14 protein-coding genes are annotated in these 19,822 nt (G+C 38.9%); 9 read left to right on the forward strand and 5 right to left on the reverse strand.

The features are described from left to right. Nucleotides 1-10 precede the first annotated feature (10 nt). Nucleotides 11-1,561, forward strand: a complete 1,551-nt coding sequence (locus tag ACZZZW_RS02655) for a SusD/RagB family nutrient-binding outer membrane lipoprotein (protein WP_463492206.1) — start codon at nucleotides 11-13, stop codon at nucleotides 1,559-1,561. A gap of 21 nt (nucleotides 1,562-1,582) precedes the next feature. Beyond that, a complete protein-coding gene (locus tag ACZZZW_RS02660) occupies nucleotides 1,583-2,389 on the forward strand; it encodes a DUF4397 domain-containing protein (RefSeq protein ID WP_463492207.1) in 807 nt (268 codons plus the stop codon). A gap of 437 nt (nucleotides 2,390-2,826) precedes the next feature. Here the strand turns inward: ACZZZW_RS02660 and ACZZZW_RS02665 are convergent, their stop codons facing one another. Further along, nucleotides 2,827-3,429, reverse strand: coding sequence for a porin family protein (locus tag ACZZZW_RS02665; RefSeq protein WP_055904349.1), 603 nt, complete (start codon nucleotides 3,427-3,429; stop codon nucleotides 2,827-2,829). Nucleotides 3,430-3,690: 261 nt separating this feature from the next. Here ACZZZW_RS02665 and ACZZZW_RS02670 point away from each other — a divergent pair, with 261 nt between their 5' ends. From ACZZZW_RS02670 to ACZZZW_RS02690, 5 genes are all read left to right on the forward strand, one after another. Further along, nucleotides 3,691-3,906, forward strand: coding sequence for a hypothetical protein (locus ACZZZW_RS02670; RefSeq protein WP_055904352.1), 216 nt, complete (start codon nucleotides 3,691-3,693; stop codon nucleotides 3,904-3,906). Between the two features lie 181 nt (nucleotides 3,907-4,087). Beyond that, nucleotides 4,088-5,779 (forward strand): S41 family peptidase, encoded by a 1,692-nt coding sequence (locus ACZZZW_RS02675; RefSeq protein WP_463492208.1) that lies wholly within the window; start codon nucleotides 4,088-4,090, stop codon nucleotides 5,777-5,779. Between the two features lie 28 nt (nucleotides 5,780-5,807). Further along, entirely contained in the window at nucleotides 5,808-7,133 is a 1,326-nt protein-coding gene (locus tag ACZZZW_RS02680; RefSeq protein WP_463492209.1) for an alpha-L-fucosidase, read from the forward strand. 212 nt (nucleotides 7,134-7,345) lie between these two features. Further along, nucleotides 7,346-9,604, forward strand: a complete 2,259-nt coding sequence (locus ACZZZW_RS02685) for a GH92 family glycosyl hydrolase (RefSeq protein WP_463492210.1) — start codon at nucleotides 7,346-7,348, stop codon at nucleotides 9,602-9,604. 96 nt (nucleotides 9,605-9,700) lie between these two features. Next, nucleotides 9,701-12,307 carry a glycoside hydrolase family 2 protein gene (locus ACZZZW_RS02690; protein WP_463492211.1) on the forward strand — a complete coding sequence of 869 codons (2,607 nt, stop codon included), beginning with the start codon at nucleotides 9,701-9,703 and terminating at the stop codon, nucleotides 12,305-12,307. A gap of 1,015 nt (nucleotides 12,308-13,322) precedes the next feature. Here ACZZZW_RS02690 and ACZZZW_RS02695 read toward each other — a convergent pair. The 3 genes from ACZZZW_RS02695 to ACZZZW_RS02705 form a co-directional block, all read right to left on the reverse strand. Further along, entirely contained in the window at nucleotides 13,323-13,649 is a 327-nt protein-coding gene (locus tag ACZZZW_RS02695; RefSeq protein ID WP_463492212.1) for a 2Fe-2S iron-sulfur cluster-binding protein, read from the reverse strand. Between the two features lie 41 nt (nucleotides 13,650-13,690). Next, complete coding sequence (locus ACZZZW_RS02700; protein WP_055904368.1) at nucleotides 13,691-14,701, reverse strand: NAD(P)/FAD-dependent oxidoreductase; 1,011 nt, start codon at nucleotides 14,699-14,701, stop codon at nucleotides 13,691-13,693. A 294-nt stretch (nucleotides 14,702-14,995) separates the two neighbouring features. After that, entirely contained in the window at nucleotides 14,996-17,122 is a 2,127-nt protein-coding gene (locus ACZZZW_RS02705) for a prolyl oligopeptidase family serine peptidase (protein WP_463492213.1), read from the reverse strand. 286 nt (nucleotides 17,123-17,408) lie between these two features. Here ACZZZW_RS02705 and ACZZZW_RS02710 point away from each other — a divergent pair, with 286 nt between their 5' ends. Next, nucleotides 17,409-18,158, forward strand: coding sequence for a UDP-2,3-diacylglucosamine diphosphatase (locus tag ACZZZW_RS02710; protein WP_463492214.1), 750 nt, complete (start codon nucleotides 17,409-17,411; stop codon nucleotides 18,156-18,158). A 189-nt stretch (nucleotides 18,159-18,347) separates the two neighbouring features. On the opposite strand, the gene ACZZZW_RS02715 is transcribed toward ACZZZW_RS02710, so the two are convergent. After that, nucleotides 18,348-18,491, reverse strand: coding sequence for a hypothetical protein (locus tag ACZZZW_RS02715; RefSeq protein WP_463492215.1), 144 nt, complete (start codon nucleotides 18,489-18,491; stop codon nucleotides 18,348-18,350). A 170-nt stretch (nucleotides 18,492-18,661) separates the two neighbouring features. Here ACZZZW_RS02715 and prfA point away from each other — a divergent pair, with 170 nt between their 5' ends. Then, nucleotides 18,662-19,735, forward strand: a complete 1,074-nt coding sequence (gene prfA / locus ACZZZW_RS02720; protein WP_055904375.1) for a peptide chain release factor 1 — start codon at nucleotides 18,662-18,664, stop codon at nucleotides 19,733-19,735. Nucleotides 19,736-19,822 lie beyond the last annotated feature (87 nt).

Raw genomic sequence — 19,822 nt, forward strand, 5'->3', positions numbered from 1 at the left:
TAAAATTGAAATGAAAAAGATATATATATTATGTGTTGCTTTAACAGTCTTGATCGGATCAGGGTGTAAAAAGTATTTGGATATTAATACCGATCCGGCAACACCGCAAGATCCAGAAAGCAGAACCTTAACCCCGCCGCTTTTTGCACAAATGGAGCGTGGGGTGCAATTTGATTCGAGGTATTTAGGAGGCGTTGTACAATACTTTGGAGGGGCTGTAAACGTAGGGGAATCTCATGGATGGATTCCATCAAGTGATTCTGGCGGTGAGATATGGAGAACCAATTATTATGGTTTGGGAGCCAATTTAAACTTGATTATAGATAAATCGACCGCAAAATCAGAGTGGAATTATGTAGGTTTAGCGCAGGCGTTAAAAGCCTGGAGCTGGCAAATTACCACCGATTACCATGGTGAAATTATTCTTAAGCAAGCCTTTGAGCCTAATCGATATGTATTTGATTACGATTCACAGGCAGATGTTTATGCCGAAGTTGTTAGGTTGGCTAATCTTTCAATTGCTAACTTTAGTAGAACCGATGGTACCGGAACAGTTGGTAAATTGGCACCGGCAGATTTAATATATGCTGGCGATAATGCCAAATGGATTAGGTTCAATTATGGAATACTTGCAAGAAATGCAAATAACCTGATTAATAAAGCGAACTACGATCCGGCAAAGGTTATTGAGTATGTTGATAAATCATTAACTGGCAATGCTGATAACTTTATTGTACCCAATTTAGGTACAACAGCTGCAAATGGTAATTTCTTTGGACCGCTAAGAGCAAACCTGGCATCCTATCGCCAAACAAGAATTATTGTGGGTTTACTTGACGGAACTTATCTTGTGGGAACAAAGAATGCGGTTATCGATCCGCGTAGAAATAACATGATTACGGCCTCTGCTGATGGTGAATTCCGAGGGACTGCTCCAAATACATCAGATGCAGGAACTGTAGCTGCCAAAAATCAAATTCCAAACCCATGGGGAGTTTTGGCATCAGCTAACCCCGGTGCTACGTTTGGTAAATACCTGTTTAAAGATAACGCTGGTTTTCCAATCATGACCTATTCTGAAATGCAATTTATTAAAGCCGAAGCAGCTTTTAGAAGCGGTAATACCACATTAGCGTTAGATGCTTATACAAAAGGAATTTCAGCCAGTATCGATTTTGTTAGTGCTTTAGGTACAGCAATTACCTCTGCTGATAAAACAGCATATTTAACAAGTGCCGCTGTAAAACAAACGCCAGCAACATTAACACTAAAAGATATTATGCTGCAAAAATACCTTGCGCTTTATGCTTATGGATTTGTTGAAACCTGGAGCGATTTGCGTAAATACAATTACTTTGATGGCGATTCTAAAGGTAATAATCCCTACTTAGGCACGTTCTTTTTTCCTGCTTCATTTTATGCAGATAACGGAGGCAAACCGATACAACGTTATCGCCCGCGTTACAATTCAGAATACATTTGGAATTTAGAAGCATTAAAAAAAATTGGAGGCGATCAGCCTAATTACCATACTTTTAAAATGTGGTTTTCTCAACCGTAACTCATGCTTAAATAAACAAAAATGAAAAAGATATTATATTTCGTTGCGGTGGCTACAGTATTGCTTTCCGCATGTAAAAAACAAGCTCTGGTAGAAAATACAGTATATGAAAAGGTTGCCCCCGGCGATCCTAAGTATGCATATGTAAAAATTCTGAATGTTACACCAAGCAGTCCAACTGTTAATTTTTTTATAGATGGAACCAAGTTCTCTGCCGGGTTGTCATCATTAGGAGTTGAAAATGCTGGGTATAATTACGCTACCGCTACATCATTGTTCCCTGACCTTGGTTATGCTATTACTTCACCAGGATCGCACAAGTTGACCGCAAAAATTATAGCAAGCGCTACTGCTGATGCTGGTTTAGAAGTATTTAATTCGCAGATAACGCCACAGGCAGGAAAGTATTATACAATATTTACTACCGGGCAGTACAATACCACAGCAAAGCAAATCCCTTCATCATTAGTGGTAGAGGATATAAAGCCTGCATTAGATACATCAAAAGTTTTTTTGCGTGTTATTAATGTATATAACGGTGGGCCAAATATCGATTTGATTAAAGGGGATCTCCCTACAGGGCCTAAAATTGTTTCAAACGTAGCTTACGGAACATCTTCTGCCTGGGCGGAGGTGCCAAGTCCAGGGTCAGGGGTAGCGCCAAGTGTTAAGTATCTTTTGTACAACACCACAAGTGGTGGGGCTGTTATTGCGGGTACATTAACACTTTCGTTATCAAAAGGCAGGGCTTATACACTTTATTTGAAAGGCGTTGCAGGCAACTCGGCTTTTCTGCCTACAGTTACCGCTTATACCACATTTTATTAATTAAAACTGTCTCAATACCAAAAGGCTGTATCATAAAAGTAATTCTTCGTCATGTTGAGCTTGTTGAAACACTATAAAAGATGTTTAACAAGGCCATCAACAAGTTCAGGATAACAAATCTATAATATGATATAGCCTTTTTTTTGCCTTAATTCCACAATACCAAATTGCGATGGAATTGATGACACTTGGAAAATTACAGGTTCTGATTACTACCTAATGCAGAATATGCCGTATATACCAGGTCAGGATCACGGGTATTTTATTCAAATGGCTGCACTAAAAAATTTAATGTTAATTATGACGGTCAACCCCTTCCAACGAGCGTTTATTAAGATTTATAGATTTAAAAAACGAATGTTGAAAACTAAGTGGAAGTTTAATAATCTTAAAATAATAAAGGCAGTTGGAACGCAACCGCCTTTATTAATATGTTATTACAAAATCTTAAATCCTAAACTCAGTTGAAATAAATTAGGTTTCTGGCTGTATTTTTCACTTTTACTAATGTTCGATAAGCCCGCCTCGTAGCGTAAATCAACCGAAATATTGCCTACATCTACTCCTGCACCAGCCTGTAAGCCCAATGCCTGGTTTTTGTAATTGTCGAAATCTGTAGCTTGCTGGTAAGCAGAGCTAAACGATGAGTTTTCATCCAGAATAAATGAAATAACCGGCCCGGCCATTAAGCGGAAATTTAGGTTTTTAGCTCCAAACTTTGTTCCAAGTAAAACAGGAACATCCAATGTGGTAAATTTCACTTTTCCTTCTGCCTGAACTTCATTTCCATTATCTTGCTGAATGCTGATAAATTTGTTGCCTTTACTGCCGATATAGGCTTCAGGTTGCACATAAAAACTTGCACCACCAATACGCGCCCACGCACCGATCTGGTAACCCAAACGGTTTTCTTCACTTGCAAAATCTGCATTTAATTTAGCTAAATTTACGCCTGCTTTAACGCCAAGGTTAAAAGTTTGTGCCTTTGATGTTGCCCAACCCAGGGTTAGGAAAACAATAGAGAAGATGATTTTTTTCATGTTGTTTAATTTGCTTTTTTAGGGATTTTTGAGCCATAAATCAGGCATAATACCATATTTAAGTACTATTATTACTGTTTGTGGCTCTTGTTTAACATTTACACTCATTGCGATTTTACACCTGATTTTGTTCTATAACGCGGTTTTAACACAATTATCGTGCAAAAATAAAGCGCGAATCTCCACTTTTTTTGTCACTTCACATAAAAACGCATCAACCTGAACAAATATTTTTTACTTTTGCATCAAATAAAATATGCCATGGCTAATTTTCAACTTACTTCAGAAACTGCATTTAAAGTAAAAACCAAGTTCTTAAGGAAATACCGCGACCTTGCCAACGAACCCTTGGAATTTACGCCAGGCAAAGAAGATCAACTGGTTGAAGATTTAATGCGTTTAGTTAAGCGCGACCGTACCTATGTCGAATTTACCATTCAAAAAGCCCTGGCAGATACCAAAGGAAACAGATTGTAGTAAACTCAGTACTTTAACCTCCTTAATTAGCGTAACGCTTAATTTACGCTTGCCCCAAATAAGCTGTTTTTAATATTTGCCGCTTTTTGTACATTTACGTTTGTACATTCAATAAATCATCCTTCAGGCAGACAGGTATTTCATTTTACCTGCCAAAGCGGAATATAAAATACATAAGGGAATGAAAAAACTAAAATATGGTCTTTTAGCGGCTGGCTTTGGCCTTGCTGTAGTATCTTTTTCATTCAAAGAAGATTTGTTTCTGGTTTCTAAAAACCTCGATATTTTTGCCTCGCTGTATAAAGAGATCAACATCAATTATGTTGATGATACCAATGCCCCGCAATTGATGAAAACTGGTATTGATGCCATGTTGGATAGCCTGGATCCGTATACAGAGTATGTTCCCGAATCGGAAATAGAAGATTATAAACTGAAATATGTAAGTACACAATATGGCGGTATTGGAGCAAGCACTGTTTTTATCGATGGAAAATTGTTCATCAATGATGTGAGTGAAGGTTATCCGGCTAATAAAAGTGAAATTAAAGCCGGCGATCAGATAGTGAGTATAAACGGAATCGCAGTAAAAGGGAAAGACCGTGCAGAAATTAGCCAGCTACTACGCGGCCCTAAAGCAACTGCAGTAGATTTGCTGATGATCAGAGATGGCAAAGAAATCACAAAAAAGCTCATTCGCGAAGAGATCAAACAACCTAATGTTTCTTATTCGGGCATGGTTGGCGAGGGTATTGGCTATATTAAACTCGATAAATTTCTCGAAAATTCCGCTCAGGAAGTGAAGGATGCTTTGTTGGCCATTCAAAAAGAAAACCCTAAAGGTGTAGTACTTGATTTAAGGAATAACGGCGGAGGCATATTGCAGGAAGCTGTTAAAATTGTAAACCTGTTTGTTAATAAAGATCAGCTTGTAGTTACCCAAAAAGGTAAAAATGTGGAGAAAACAATCACCTACAAAACCTTATCTACGCCAATAGCGCCCTCGGTTCCGTTGGTGGTTTTGGTAAATGGCAACTCTGCTTCCGCTTCAGAAATTGTGGCTGGGTCGCTGCAAGATTTAGATCGGGCCATTGTAATCGGTCAGCGCAGTTATGGTAAAGGCTTGGTGCAACAAACTTTTAATTTGCCATACAACAGCCTGGTTAAAGTAACTGTGGCCAAATATTACACCCCATCAGGCCGGTGTATTCAAAAATTGGATTATGCGCATAAAAATGCCGAAGGAGTAGCCGAACGTTTTGCAGATTCTACCATGGTAATGTATCAAACAAAAGCCGGCAGAAATGTTTACAGTGGCAATGGTGTATACCCTGATGTGGTGGTTGATGCAGCTAAATTAAGCCCGATTACCATTTCGATGATTAATAAAAGCCTTTTCTTTAACTATGCAAACCAATATGGAAAAGAGAAACCAGCTTTGACTTCTGCAAAAACCTTCCAGCTAACCGATGCTGATTATAACACTTTTGCCAGCAGCCTTGCAGATAAAGACCTCGCCTATCAGAGCCGCACCGAAAGATTGCTTTCTGACTTGCGTTTAGAGGCTGAAAAAGAAAATAAATCCGCTGAAGTAAAAACCGACCTCGAGAACCTGAAATACAAACTTACATCCTCTAAAAAAACTGACCTGGTAAGCCATAAGGCAGAAATTAAAAGAGTATTGGAAACACAGATTGTGAGCCGTTATTTTTATGAAAAAGGAAGGATAGAGCAAAGTTTTCAGTACGATAAAGAATTGGCTGCGGCAAAAACCCTGTTTACCAACCAAACACAGATTTTAGCCATTTTAAAAGGAGATGGAAACTATAAAGTAATTGGCAAACCAACCAAAGCTACAGCATCAATAGACTAAAATCTAACCAAAATATAAGCTTCACCACATGAAAAAATTTGTAATAATAGGATTGTTACTATTGCTTGGCATACAGTTGAAAGCACAAAACTACATACCTGCGGCTGCTAATTTGAAACAGCGGGAATGGTTTAGTGATGCCCGTTTCGGATTGTTTATCCATTGGGGCCCTTTTAGCATTCCGGGTAGTGGAGAATGGGTAATGAATGAGCGGAAACTTACCGTTCATAATTATACAAACCTTAAAGATTTTTTTAATCCAATTGATTTTAATGCCGAAAAATGGGTAACCATGGCAAAAAATGCCGGGATGAAGTACATTACGCTGATTACAAGGCACCATGATGGCTTTAGCATGTGGGATACCAAATATTCTGATTTTAACATCATGAATACACCTTATAAAAAGGATATTGTAAAAATGATGGCCGATGAATGCCATAAACAAGGGATAAAATTATACCTGTATTATTCATTACTGGATTGGCGCAGGGAAGATTATCCACATGAAACCGGCCGCACGGGGCAGAATTCCGGTAGAACAGGCAAAGGCGATTACGCAAGTTATTTGCAGTTTATGAAAAACCAGTTAACCGAATTATTAACAAATTACGGCGAAATAGGCGGGATCTGGTTTGATGGGCACTGGGATCAGACAGAACCAGAAGGATCAAAAGACAGAACATCAAGAATTAACTGGAAATACAATGAAATTTACGGTTTGATACACAAACTCCAACCGCAATGTATGATTGGGAATAACCACCACCTTACACCTTTTGCCGGAGAAGATTTTCAGATGTTCGAACGTGACCTTCCCGGTGAGAATAAATCAGGGTTAAGTTTTCAAAAAGCATCAGATCAATTGCCGCTCGAAACCTGCGAAACGATATCAAACTCGTGGGGTTATAATTTAAGCGATACCTATTATAAATCCAATAAAGAATTGGTGCACATGTTGGTTAAAGCAGCAAGCTTAGGCTCCAATCTTTTGCTGAACATCGGCCCGATGCCGAGCGGTAAAATTCAGCCTGAGTTTCAAGACCGATTAGCAGGTTTAGGCGATTGGCTTAAAATGTATGGCGAAAGTATTTACGGTACCAAAGCAGGCTTTATTAAGCCACAAGCATGGGGAAGCGTTACGCAAAGCGACAAAAAAATTTATATCCATATAGTAGATGGTAAAACGGCAAAGCTAGATTTGGAAAACTTTCCGGTAAAAAAAATCAAAAAAGCGTATTTACTAAAAGATAAAACCCCGGTAAACTACACACTTAAACAATCCAAATTAACGATTGCCACAACTTTAAATGCCGATGAACCCGATCAGGTAATTGTTTTAGAGATTGGATAAAAGGTCGTTTGCCTGTGTGATCGTCCTTTCGAGCAAAGTGTTCAGATAAGCTAAATCCAATGATGATAAATCTCTCTTTCGATTTATCATCAAGACTGCGTTTCAGTTGAAATGACGGACATTTTATATAATTATTTCCCTTTTTATGAGAATTAATCATAAAACGTTTTACTTTTAGATTTTTAAATCTATCGTAGGAAATTATAACACACATGCAGTTCAGAAAAATCTCGTCTATTCTACTTCTAACCGCCTCTCTATTTACACTTAATGCCACTGCACAGCAGAAAACAAAGCTTACGCAATATGTAGATCCATTAATTGGATCAGCAAAACATGGTCACGTTTTCGTTGGTGCCAATGTCCCGTTCGGGGCTGTTCAGCTTGGGCCGAACAATATTTTTGAAGGTTGGGACTGGTGCAGCGGCTATAATTACATCAGCAATACCATTACCGGATTTGCCCATACCCATTTAAGTGGAACAGGAATTGGCGATTTGGGAGATATTTCGATTATGCCTGCCACTGGTAAAATCATTTTAGAAAAAGGAAAAACAGCCGATGATCAGCAAGGTTATCTTTCTAAATTTTCGCACCAAAATGAAGTAGCTAAAGCTGGTTATTACAGTGTATTACTTGATAAATACCAAATCAAAGCCGAATTAACGGCTACAGAAAGAGTTGGTTTCCACCAATATACCTTTAAAAAAAGCGCTGAAAATCCACATGTTATTATCGATTTAAATGAGGGCATAGGTTGGGATGCCCCAGTATCTGCCTCATTAAAGCAAATAGATGCCACTACCATTGTTGGGCGCAGAAATTCTAAGGGATGGTCTAACGATCAACGTTTGTATTTTGTAATCAAGCTTTCGCAACCAATAAAAAACATTGCGCTATATGATAGTACAGCTGTAAAAAGCGGATCATCACTAACAGGCAAAAAATTAAAGGCAATTGTTACTTTTAACGCCCTTAATGCTGAGAAATTACAAATTAAAGTTGCTTTGTCGCCAGTTAGTGCAGAAAATGCAATTTTAAATCTAAAAACCGAATTACCAGGCTGGGATTTCGCTTCTACAGTTAAAAATGCTGATGCAAAATGGGAAAAAGAGCTATCTAAAGTTAAAATTGAGGCCTCAACCACCACTAAAAAAGTATTTTACACGGCATTATACCATACTATGATTGCACCATCATTATTTAATGATGTAAATAAAGATTATTTGGGAACTGATAAAAAAGTTTACAGAAAGGCCAATTTTAATAACCTCACCACCTTTTCATTGTGGGATACTTATCGCGCAGCCAATCCGTTGTTTACCATTTTACACCAGGATAAAGTAAGCGATGTGGTAAATACCATGTTGGCCATTTACAAACAACAAGGGAAGTTGCCGGTTTGGCACTTAATGGGCAGCGAAACTAATACCATGGTGGGCTACCACGCTGTGCCGGTTATTGTTGATGCCTATTTAAAAGGGTACCGCGGATTTGATGTTAACCTGGCTTATGAAGCAATTAAACAATCGGCGATGCAAAAAACAGATGGTATTGAATACATTCAGGAGCTAAAACATATTCCGGCTGATAAGGTAAATGAATCAGTTGGTAAGGCTTTGGAGTATGCTATCGATGATTATTGTATAGCGCAAATGGCTAAGGCATTGAACAAAACAGCCGATTACAATTATTTTAGCAAAAGGTCAAAGTTGTACAGCTTATATTTCGATCCAAGCGTTCAGTTTATGCGTGGCAAACTGGCCAACGGAACCTGGAGAACCCCTTTCGATCCTTTTTCATCAAAACACCGTGAAGATGATTATGTAGAAGGAAATGCCTGGCAATACACCTGGCTGGTACCTCAGGATGTAGAAGGACTGATTAAGCTTTTTGGAGGAGATAAACCTTTTATCAATAAACTCGACTCGCTATTTACCTTACCTTTGGATTTAGGAACCAATGGCTCACCCGATATTAGTGGTTTGATTGGTAATTATGCACAAGGAAATGAACCCAATCACCACATTACCTATTTGTATACGTATGCAGGCCAGCCATGGAAAACCGCAGATCTGATCCGTAAAATAGACCATGATTTTTATTCATCAAAACCAGATGGGTTGTGTGGCAATGAAGATGTAGGGCAAATGAGTGCATGGTACATTTTTACTGCAATGGGATTTTATCCTGTTAATCCCGCAAATGGAGCTTACGTTTTTGGAACACCTTTGGTTAACGATGCGGTTATTTCGCTGCCTGGGAATAAGAAATTTAATATAAAGGTTGTAGGTAATAGTGCCGGGAATAAGTATATTCAGAAAATTGTGCTGAATGGAAAACCATATACTAAATCGTATATTTTGCACAAAGCCATAACTGCTGGTGGAAATATACAAATTTATATGGGCAATAAACCATCTGCAACATGGGGCGTAAAACCAGAAGACAGGCCGATATCCGGAAAATAATTCTAAAGCAAAATACAAAAGTCGGGATAAGTTTAACCGACTTTTGTATTAAAAATTAGCCACAACAATAATTATCAATTATAAGATCTCAAATAAATGCGGAAACTATTTCTACTTCTTCTACTCTGTTCGGCTTTCATTGTAAATGCTAAGCAGCGTTACGAGCTAAACTCGGGCTGGGTGTGTACCAATATTAAAGATGCACAATCAAACGGTGCTGAAATTTCTAAATCGGGTTTTTCTCTTAACAATTGGATGCCCGCAACCGTTCCCGGTACAGTATTAACCACTTTACTGAACAACAAAAAAGTTCCTGATCCTTTTTATGGGATGAATAATGAGAAAATTCCCGACGTTTATAAAACCGGAAATGATTATTACACCTATTGGTTTGTAAAAGATTTTGAAGAGCGTGCTGTGGGTAACGAACAGGTTTGGCTACAGTTTAGAGGAATAAATTACAAAGCCGAAATTTATTTAAACGGAAAAAAAGTTAATCCTAAAACCCAGGTAGGTATGCACCTTAGGGCGCAGTACAACATTACCAAACTATTAGCTACGAATGGAAAAAACAGACTTGCAGTGATTGTTTATCCACCAGATTTTCCGGGAAATCCGAATGGAGGCCAAGGTGGCGACGGTACCATTGCCAAAGGCCTTACTACACAATATACTGCTGGTTGGGATTGGATCCAACCCACCCGAGATCGTAATACGGGCATTTGGGATAAAGTGACCATCGAGAAAACAAAAAATATCAATATCCAGAATCCTCAGGTAATCACTTTGGTTCCGGGCAAGCGTTTACCAGAAGGGAAACAAAACCCTGCAACTGTTAAAGTTTCAGTTGAAGTAGAAAACCCAACAAATCAGGCGATTTCTGGAACTTTACAGTATCAAATTGCCGGAAAGTTGATTAAACAACCTACCACCATCGCAGCGAATAAAACAGCAACGGTTAAGCTGCCTGATTTACAGCTCGAAAACCCTAAATTATGGTGGCCAAGCGGATATGGAGCACAAAACCTGTATGATGTAAAAATCGAATTTGTAGCAGCTAACCAGGTATTAGATCAAGAGCAGCTTAAAGTGGGCGTGCGCCAGATTGATAATATCTGGAATGAGCACACCAAAAGCATGGGTGCCTATGTAAACGGACAAAAAATTTTTATTAAAGGTGGCAATTGGATTATTTCTGATGCGATGCTCCGCTTTAGCGATGCCCGTTACGATGCAGAAATACGTTACCATAAAGATATGAACCTCAACCTGATCCGCATTTGGGGAGGAGCAATTTTAGAAAGACCTGAGTTTTATAATGCATGCGATAAATATGGTTTGCTTGTATTTCAGGATTTTTGGTTCAGTGGCGATTGCAATGGCCGCTGGGTAGATCCAATGAAGAAAGAAGACCAATGGACGCGTAGAAATTATCCTGATGACCATAATTTAACCTTAACAGCCATTGAAGATCAGATTAAAATGATCAGAAACCATGCTTCACTTGCATTTTGGTGTGGAGGGAATGAAATTACCCCGCCTGAAGATATTTTGGAGCCTTTAAAAAATGATATTCTGCCCCGATTAGATGGCACAAGAAAACTTTTCGATTTTTCAAACAGTGATGAAATGTCTTTCAATTCTATCGGTGGGAACGGTGATGGTCCGTACGGGATACAGGATATTAAAACTTTTTGGGGCACCAGAACATTTCCTTATAACTCAGAAGTAGGCTCGGTAGGGGTGGGCGACTATGTTTCTTTGCTTCGCTTTATCCCTAAAGAAAATCTGGTTGCGCCACAATACAAAGCCAAGCCCGATTCGGTATGGGATTACCATAAATACATCTCTTATGAGCAATACCTTAACCCATATGGTAAGCCAAAAAGTGCTGAAGATTTTGCCATGAAGGCACAATTGGCCAATTACGATCAGTATAGGGCTTTAATGGAAGGTTTCTCGAATAAAATGTGGGATTGGTATACCGGTTCCATCATCTGGAAAACGCAAAATCCGTGGACGGCCATGCGCGGGCAGATGTATGATTATTATCTTGATCCTAACGCCTGTTTATATGGTTTAAGGAAAGGAAGTGAGCCGCTGCATGTAATGATGAATCCTTTGGATAGTATGGTTACCATTGTGAATAATGGTTTTGTTACCAAAAATAACCTGATGGTACAAGCCAAAGCTTACGATATGGATGGCAAAGACTACTTTTATTCACAGGTATTTAATTCAATCGGACCATCTTCGGTGAGAAGACTTTTTCCTATGAACGAGTTCTTAACCAAGTTGGATAAAAAGGAAGGTGTATTTGTTTCTTTAAGAATTCTAGACCAGAAGCAGAACATTTTAAGCGAAAACATTTACTGGCTCCCAGGAAAAGATGGTGAGTATTCAGGATTAAAAAATATCAAAAAAGCGCCATTAAAGGTGACAGCAACTGATCAGAAAAATGGTAAGGTAGCGGTTACGCTGAGCAATGCAAATGGAAATCCTGTGGCGTTTTTTAACCGCGTTGCTTTAATTAACGCCAACACCGGCGAGCGCATATTGCCTGCATTTTATGATGATAACTACGTGAGTATTTTACCAGGAGAAAGTAAAACCGTAACTGTAGAATATACAGGAAAGCAAAATAATTTGGCGGTAGAAGTATATGGCTGGAATGTAGAAAAGCAGAAAGTAACTATTCAATAAATTGCCATCCAGACCCCGCAGGTTTTTAAAACCTGCGGGGTTTCTGATAAAGATTTTGTTAGCCGGGATTTACTCCTGAAGCGTAAGCTTATTCTCATCGTTTTTGGAAAATGATGGGTTCTGCATCAATCGCAATTGTAGCCCTGCTATCACTTCAAGTCCTCACTCGTTCCTCGCTCCGGGCTTTTCGCTTTATCAGGTTTAATAACAAATGCCGCTGCTTCAAAACCCGCGAGGTCTTAAATTGCGATGAATTCGCGTTAGGGATTGTAAGGGTTCAGTACCGATTTTTCATCGGTACCGGAGTAAAGCTTTGAAAGCCCGACACACTTTCCGGATTCATCCTATCATGTCGACACACCTTTGATATGGGTTTTTGGAGGTTATGCTATGCTGCTTTAACAATACCCAGGTCTTAACGAAGAACGCCCGTCAATCCCAAGTGGCAGGAAATCAAATAACAGGTGCAGAATAGAACAAATAACACTACCAAACCTGAAACGCAGTCTTTTAGTGTCCGTAAGAGATGAGTCAAAACTTTCACGTGAATTGAACACAAACCCCGAAGGGCTCAATCAGCCCAAAGAAAACACAAACAAAATCTGATTAAACAAAGTGTCACTGTTTTTGGTGAGCTTGGGTGATGAGAAGCCACATTGTCGGATGACAAAGCGCTTTTGGTACTTTGGCACTCCAAAGTACCATGCCCCGCGGCAAAGAGCGGAAAAAAAATGACATTGTGTGCCTTCTTATGAATCAAGGCCAGCTGATAGCAGGAAAGATGCTGAAATAAATCCGATAGCTATCGGATCAGCATGACGATCGGCTTAGGCAAAGGAACTAAAACAAATCGAGATTAAACAAGACGTGCCCGCACGATAGGATTCGTCGGAATTAGGTAATGCGCAAATCATTGTGTAATTTCTATTAACCATTTACAATTCGCTGTGGTGATATAAAAAAAGAAAGGCGACACTTAGTAGTATCGCCTTTTCTCTTAAATATGTTTTACAACTTAGCTTACGCCGTGTAATTTCACTTTCAATCCGTCCATATTGTTGTTTAACTGCAGTTGGCAGGCTAAACGAGAATTTGGCAACAAATCTGGCAAAGTATCTAACATGGCATACTCATCGTCTGTCATATCGTTCAGTTTCTCTTCACCTTCCAACACATCAACGCAGCAGGTAGCACATAAGGCCATTCCACCACAGGTAGCCAGAATATCATATTCTGATGCTTTTAAAAACTCCATTAGGCTTAAGCCCATGTCTGTTGGTGCAACGTGTTCAGTAACCGAGCCATCCGGCTCTTGCATGTATATATTAATGTTGTTTTCCATTTTTAGCTTACTTATATTGATTCGCAAATATAGTAGAAAGCTTAAAATTCTGAAACCCCGTTTACGGTTGTATATTTCATAGTATATTTCACGCCTGGGTTCATGTAAGAATAAGCACTATGGCTCATTAATGCCGCCTCGTGGAAACCACAAAGAATCAATTTTAATTTGTTGGTGTAGGTATTGATATCACCAATAGCATAAATACCGGGGATGTTTGTAGAATAATCATCAACATTAACCTCAATTGCACTTTTGTTGATGTTAAGGTTCCAATCTTCAATCGGACCTAATTTAGGACTCAAACCGAACAATGGAATTAAATGATCAGCTTCAACAACCGTTTTTTCCATGGTGCGGTTTTGAACAATTTCAACTTGCTCCAACTTATCAGTTCCCTGTACAGCCTGAAGGTTGCTATTTAAAATCAAATTAATTTTTCCACTTTCTGCCAATGCCATAACTTTCGAAACCGAATCCGGGGCACCACGGAAACTTTCGCTTCTGTGCACTAAAGTAAGTTCAGAACAAACTTCTGCCAGGTAAATGGTCCAGTCTAAAGCAGAATCGCCTCCACCTGCAATCACCATTTTTTGATCGCGGTATTTCTCAGGATCAAGGATCATGTAGTTTACACCTTTACCGTTTTCAAATTTCTCTAAATTTTCTACAGCAGGTTTACGTGGCTCAAAGCAACCTAAACCACCGGCAATTACCACAACTTTGGCTTCGATAACGGTACCCATATTTGTTGTAAGAACAAAATCAGCTTCGCCACGCTTCTCTAAACCTTCAATACGCTCGCCCAAAGTAAACGTTGGATGGAAAGGTTTTGCCTGCTCCATTAAGTTATCGATAAGTTCCTGAGCCAATACAGAAGGATAGCCTGGGATATCGTATATCGGTTTTTTAGGGTAAATTTCAGACAGCTGACCACCAACCTGAGGCAGGTAATCAATTAAATGGCAACGCATTTTTAATAAACCGGCTTCAAAAATGGCAAATAAACCAACCGGACCAGCGCCTATTACGGCTATATCAGTAGTGATCATTAAAAAAAATTTGACGCAAAGTTACGAAATAAAGTATTATCAATTCTGCTATTTAGAAATATTCTAGATAATTTTGCAATCCGATTATATTCAGTATTTTATATTCTATTATTTAACAAAAAGCAAAAGTTAAGGGTTTTTGATGGTTTAAAGCAAATTATAATTGGTCTATGGATTTAGTGGGATTTGTTTATTCTCGGCATTTAGTCATGCGGAATTCATTTGAGAACCAGTTTAGCCATTCAGACCCTGATCCCGATTTTTAAATCGATCCATGGTGAAAATACATAAGTTTTACCAACTCATTCCTAAATTATGAAACACAAAACTCCATATATCAGCTGCTTCTTCAATCATTTTGGTAGTTGGCTTGCCTGCACCATGACCAGCCTTTGTTTCAATTCTAATTAAAACGGGATTTTCACCTCGGTATTTCTCCTGTAAGGTTGCGGCAAATTTAAATGAATGTGCAGGTACCACGCGATCATCATGATCGGCAGTGGTAATTAAAGTTGCAGGATAATTAACACCGCTTTTTAGGTTATGCAATGGCGAATATTTAATCAGGTAATCGAAATCTTCTTTTTTATCGCTGCTTCCATATTCCACTGCCCAGCCCCAGCCAACGGTAAATTTGTGGTAACGGAGCATGTCTAAAACGCCAACAGCAGGTAAGGCCACTTTAAACAGATCGGGTCTTTGCGTCATACAGGCACCAACCAATAACCCACCATTTGAACCACCAGAAATGGCAATTTTCGATGGATTGGTGTATTTTTCTTTCACCAGGTATTCTGCTGCGGCAATAAAATCGTCGAAAACGTTCTGTTTTTTTGATAACATGCCTGCTTTGTGCCAGGCTTCGCCATATTCGCTTCCGCCACGTAAGCTTGGTTGCACGTAAATGCCGCCACGCTCTAAAAACAACATTCGGGATAAACTGAAGCCAGGTGTTAAACTAACCTGGAAGCCACCATAAGCATAAAGATAAACAGGGTTATTGCCATCAAGCTCAATCCCTTTTTTATGTACAATAAACATGGGTACTTTTGTACCATCTTTCGATGGATAAAATACCTTTTTGGTTTCATAATTGTCGGTATTAAACTGTAGTCCCGATTTTTTATAAAGAGTTGATTCTGATTTGTTTAGGTCATATCGATAAATTGCACCGGGAGTAGTAAAATTAGTAAAAGTGTAAAAAAATTCTTTATCTTCTTTATACCCACCAAAACCATCAACAGTTCCAATTGCTGGTAATTTTACATCTCCAACTTTTTTGCCTGTTAAATCAAACTGAACAATGTTGGTACTGGCATCTTTTAAATAGGATGCCCAAAGAAAACCTCCACCTGTACTGATGCCTTCAAGAGGCAGTTTAGCTTCAGGAATAATTTTCTGCCAGTTTTTAGGATCTGCATTTTTAGGATCTACCAGAACCACCTGCTTATTTTCTGCACCTAAGTCGGTATTTAGTAATAGTTTATCACCTATATTATCCACAACATTATGGTTATTTTCATATCCTTTGATCAGCGGTTCAATTTTGCTTCCCTGTAATTTTAAATCCTGATAAAATAATGCATTGCCCGAAGTGCCTGCGCTGGCATATATCACCAAAAAGCGTTCATCTTCAGTTACATTCGCCCCTAAATATAGATTTGGGTTGGTTTTATCTTCAAAAATCAGTTGGTCGTTTTGTTGCTGATCCCCTAATTTGTGGAAATATACTTTTTGGTATTTGTTGGCCGCAGAAAGGTCGGTTCCTTGAGCCGGTTCGTCGAATTTGCTGTAGTAAAAACCATCTCCTTTCCATGCTGCTCCAGAAAATTTAGTCCATTTTAACTCATCCGTTAATTTGGTTTTGCTGGCAATTTCCATCACATAAATATTGCTCCAGTCTGATCCCGCTTGTGCAACCGAATAGGCCAGGTATTTTTTATCGTGCGAAAAACCCAGCAGCGAAACCGCTGCAGTTCCATCTTTTGTAAGTTTATTCGGATCGAGAAAAACTTCTTCTTCGCCATCTAACCCCTTTTTTATAAACCAGATACTTTGGTTTTGGAGTCCGTCATTTTTTGTGAAGAAATAATATTCGCCAACTTTAAATGGTGCGCCTTCTTTGGGGTAGTTCCATAATGCTGTTAAGCGTTTTTTGATGTCGGCACGGAATGGAATTTGTTCAAGATAATTTTGGGTAACCTTATTTTCGGCTACAACCCAGGCTTTAGTTTCTGCTGAGGTATCGTTTTCCAGCCACCTGTAAGGATCGGCTATTGTAGTTCCGAAGTAATTATCTTTTGTGCTGTCTTTTTTTGTTTCAGGGTATTTCATCAATGTTATTTTTTCTGCAGGTTTTTTGCCTTGGTTACAGGCAAACAGACTTAATGCAAATAAGCCTAATAGAATTTGTTTTTTCATGTTAAGATAGATTTATTTACTAATATATGTTTTTACCTTCGGGTTGATAACACTGATTAAGGTATTTTGAGCTTTAGTCTTTCTTCTTTGGTCTTTCTTCTTTGGTCTTTCAGCTTTCTGCTTTAGTCTTTGGTCTTGGTCTTTCAGCTTTCTGCTTTAGTCTTTGGCCTTTCAGCTTTAGTCTTTGGCCTTTCAGCTTTCTGCTTTGGTCTATCTTCTTTAGTCTTTCTGTCTTTCAGCTTCATCACTAGTCTTTCAGCTTTTTTTCCTTTACCTTTGAAAATCCATGGCAAAAAATATTTATTTCGCTTCCGATTTTCACTTAGGCACACCAAATTATGCTGAAAGCCGTGCACGTGAGGAGCGGATTGTAAGCTGGTTAAATTTTATTGAACCCAATTGCAGCGAGCTGTTCTTAATGGGTGATATTTTCGATTTCTGGTTTGAGTATTCTAAGGTAATTCCTAAAGGTTTTATTCGCTTGCAGGGTAAGTTGGCTGCCATGGCCGATGCCGGAATAAAAATCTACTTTTTTAAAGGAAATCACGACATGTGGGTGCGCAGTTATTTTACGCAGGAAATTGGGATGGAAATAATAAGTGATGAACTGATTATAGAAAGGGGTGGAAAGAAGTTCTATCTACATCATGGCGATGGTTTAGGCCCCGGAGATAATAAGTACAAATTTTTAAGGAAAATTTTCAGAAGCAAACTTTGTCAGTGGTTGTTTGCCCGTTTGCACCCAAATTTAGGTATTGGTATTGCTAACGGATGGAGCCAGGGAAGTAGGGCTGCACAAACCGAAGAAGAAGTTTTTTTAGGTGAAGATAAAGAATGGCTGGCCATTTATGCCAAAGAGCAATTACAAAAAGCACATTTCGATTATTTTATTTTCGGGCACAGGCACCTGCCTCTAGATATTGATTTGGGCAAGGGAAGTCGCTATGTGAACATAGGGGAGTGGCTTAGCTACAAATCTTATGCGGTATTTGATGGCGTAAATTTGAAACTGGAATATTATAATCCAAAGGTCTAATTGTTAAGCTCTTTTTTTGGAAGGTAAACCTGTAGCTTTTTTAAATTTTCGTCGGGCTTTTTATTATAGTGTCGATGCTAATTTAGTGCCGATTTATCGGTAAAGAACCGGTAGCTGCCATTCCATCCGAGAGCTATCGGATCCCGTTTATTTACGCGGTTAAGTGCTGCTATTTGGGGTTGCATAATGCTAACTGTCGTTTGTTTCTAAACCCGATAGAAACGGAAAGCCCGGAGCGAGGCATGAGTGAGGACTTGAAGTGATAGCGGGACTATCGGCTGCCATGTTTACAGAACTGTTCATTTCCAAAACTTTTACATCTAATTTTTGCATTTCCGGCTAATAGTTAACTTCTTAGTTTTACTTGCCGTAGATTAACGATTAAGCACTTCAAACAATTAACCCTTTCATCCAAACAAACTAATTCAGCTTTTTTCCTTATTTTTGCATTTCCTAATTTTTAGCCTTCTGCTGCTAATCAGGAAATTTCAACAAGAATAAATATGTTAGATAAATTAGAAGCTATAAAGCTGCGTTGGGAAGATGTGGAAGAATCGTTGAGTAACCCGGATGTAATTCAGGATATGAAACGTTTTGCGGCTTTAAATAAAGAATATAAAGACTTAGGCAAAATTGTAGACGAATATAAAATCTACAAAAATGTAATGAGTAATATCGATGCCAATAAAGAAATTTTAGCTACTGAGAAAGATGCCGAAATGCGTGAAATGGCAAAAGAGGAGCTCGATCTATTGTTAAAGCAACAGGAAGAGATGGAAAGCAATATCCGTTTGATGTTGATTCCTAAAGATCCGGAAGACGCTAAAAATGCTGTATTTGAGATTCGTGGCGGTACCGGTGGCGATGAAGCCGCGTTATTTGCAGGAGATTTATACCGTATGTATACCCGCTATTTCGAAACCAAAGGCTGGAAAGTTGAAACTGTTGATGTAACGGAAGGAACAGCCGGGGGTTACAAAGAGGTGATTCTGAAAGTAAATGGAGATGATGTTTATGGTCAGTTAAAATACGAAAGTGGTGTACACCGTGTACAACGTGTGCCAGATACAGAAACTCAGGGGCGTGTGCATACCTCAGCGGCATCGGTAGCGGTTTTGCCAGAAGCAGAAGAAATCGATTTATACATTAATCCTGCGGATATTGAGTTGCAAACTTCGCGCTCAGGTGGTGCCGGTGGACAGAACGTAAACAAGGTAGAAACAAAAGTGCAGTTAACACACAAACCATCGGGTATTGTGGTGGTTTGCCAGCAGGAACGTTCTCAATTGGGTAACCGTGTAATTGCGATGGAGATGTTGCGTAGCAAACTTTACGATATCGAATTGCAGAAAAAGAATGGAGATATTGCTGCCAAGCGTAAAACAATGGTGTCAACAGGAGATCGTTCGGCTAAAATCAGAACATACAATTATCCTCAGGGCCGTGTTACCGAGCACCGTATCGGATTAACGATGTATAACCTTCCATCGATCATGGATGGAGACATTCAGGAGATTATTGATGCGCTTCAGTTTGCTGAGAATGCAGAAAAGATGCAGGAAGGCGCTGTAGGATAGGGAGTTAAATATTTTTGAAAAAAAAATTTGCGAATTAAGATATAGTCTCTATATTTGCAACCTCGAAAGAGACAAGAGGTTCTAACT

The sequence above is a fragment of the Pedobacter sp. AC379 genome, from assembly GCF_979258145.1.

What these genes read in the sequence shown, in the direction of transcription:
- ACZZZW_RS02685 (WP_463492210.1), top strand. Translation starts at nt 7,346, where the DNA reads ATGCAGTTCAGAAAAATCTCGTCTATTCTACTTCTAACCGCCTCTCTA.
- ACZZZW_RS02710 (WP_463492214.1), top strand. Translation starts at nt 17,409, where the DNA reads ATGGCAAAAAATATTTATTTCGCTTCCGATTTTCACTTAGGCACACCA.
- ACZZZW_RS02680 (WP_463492209.1), top strand. Translation starts at nt 5,808, where the DNA reads ATGAAAAAATTTGTAATAATAGGATTGTTACTATTGCTTGGCATACAG.
- ACZZZW_RS02695 (WP_463492212.1), bottom strand. Translation starts at nt 13,649, where the DNA reads ATGGAAAACAACATTAATATATACATGCAAGAGCCGGATGGCTCGGTT.
- ACZZZW_RS02660 (WP_463492207.1), top strand. Translation starts at nt 1,583, where the DNA reads ATGAAAAAGATATTATATTTCGTTGCGGTGGCTACAGTATTGCTTTCC.
- ACZZZW_RS02675 (WP_463492208.1), top strand. Translation starts at nt 4,088, where the DNA reads ATGAAAAAACTAAAATATGGTCTTTTAGCGGCTGGCTTTGGCCTTGCT.
- ACZZZW_RS02670 (WP_055904352.1), top strand. Translation starts at nt 3,691, where the DNA reads ATGGCTAATTTTCAACTTACTTCAGAAACTGCATTTAAAGTAAAAACC.
- prfA (WP_055904375.1), top strand. Translation starts at nt 18,662, where the DNA reads ATGTTAGATAAATTAGAAGCTATAAAGCTGCGTTGGGAAGATGTGGAA.
- ACZZZW_RS02715 (WP_463492215.1), bottom strand. Translation starts at nt 18,491, where the DNA reads ATGCAAAAATTAGATGTAAAAGTTTTGGAAATGAACAGTTCTGTAAAC.
- ACZZZW_RS02705 (WP_463492213.1), bottom strand. Translation starts at nt 17,122, where the DNA reads ATGAAAAAACAAATTCTATTAGGCTTATTTGCATTAAGTCTGTTTGCC.
- ACZZZW_RS02700 (WP_055904368.1), bottom strand. Translation starts at nt 14,701, where the DNA reads ATGATCACTACTGATATAGCCGTAATAGGCGCTGGTCCGGTTGGTTTA.
- ACZZZW_RS02655 (WP_463492206.1), top strand. Translation starts at nt 11, where the DNA reads ATGAAAAAGATATATATATTATGTGTTGCTTTAACAGTCTTGATCGGA.
- ACZZZW_RS02665 (WP_055904349.1), bottom strand. Translation starts at nt 3,429, where the DNA reads ATGAAAAAAATCATCTTCTCTATTGTTTTCCTAACCCTGGGTTGGGCA.
- ACZZZW_RS02690 (WP_463492211.1), top strand. Translation starts at nt 9,701, where the DNA reads ATGCGGAAACTATTTCTACTTCTTCTACTCTGTTCGGCTTTCATTGTA.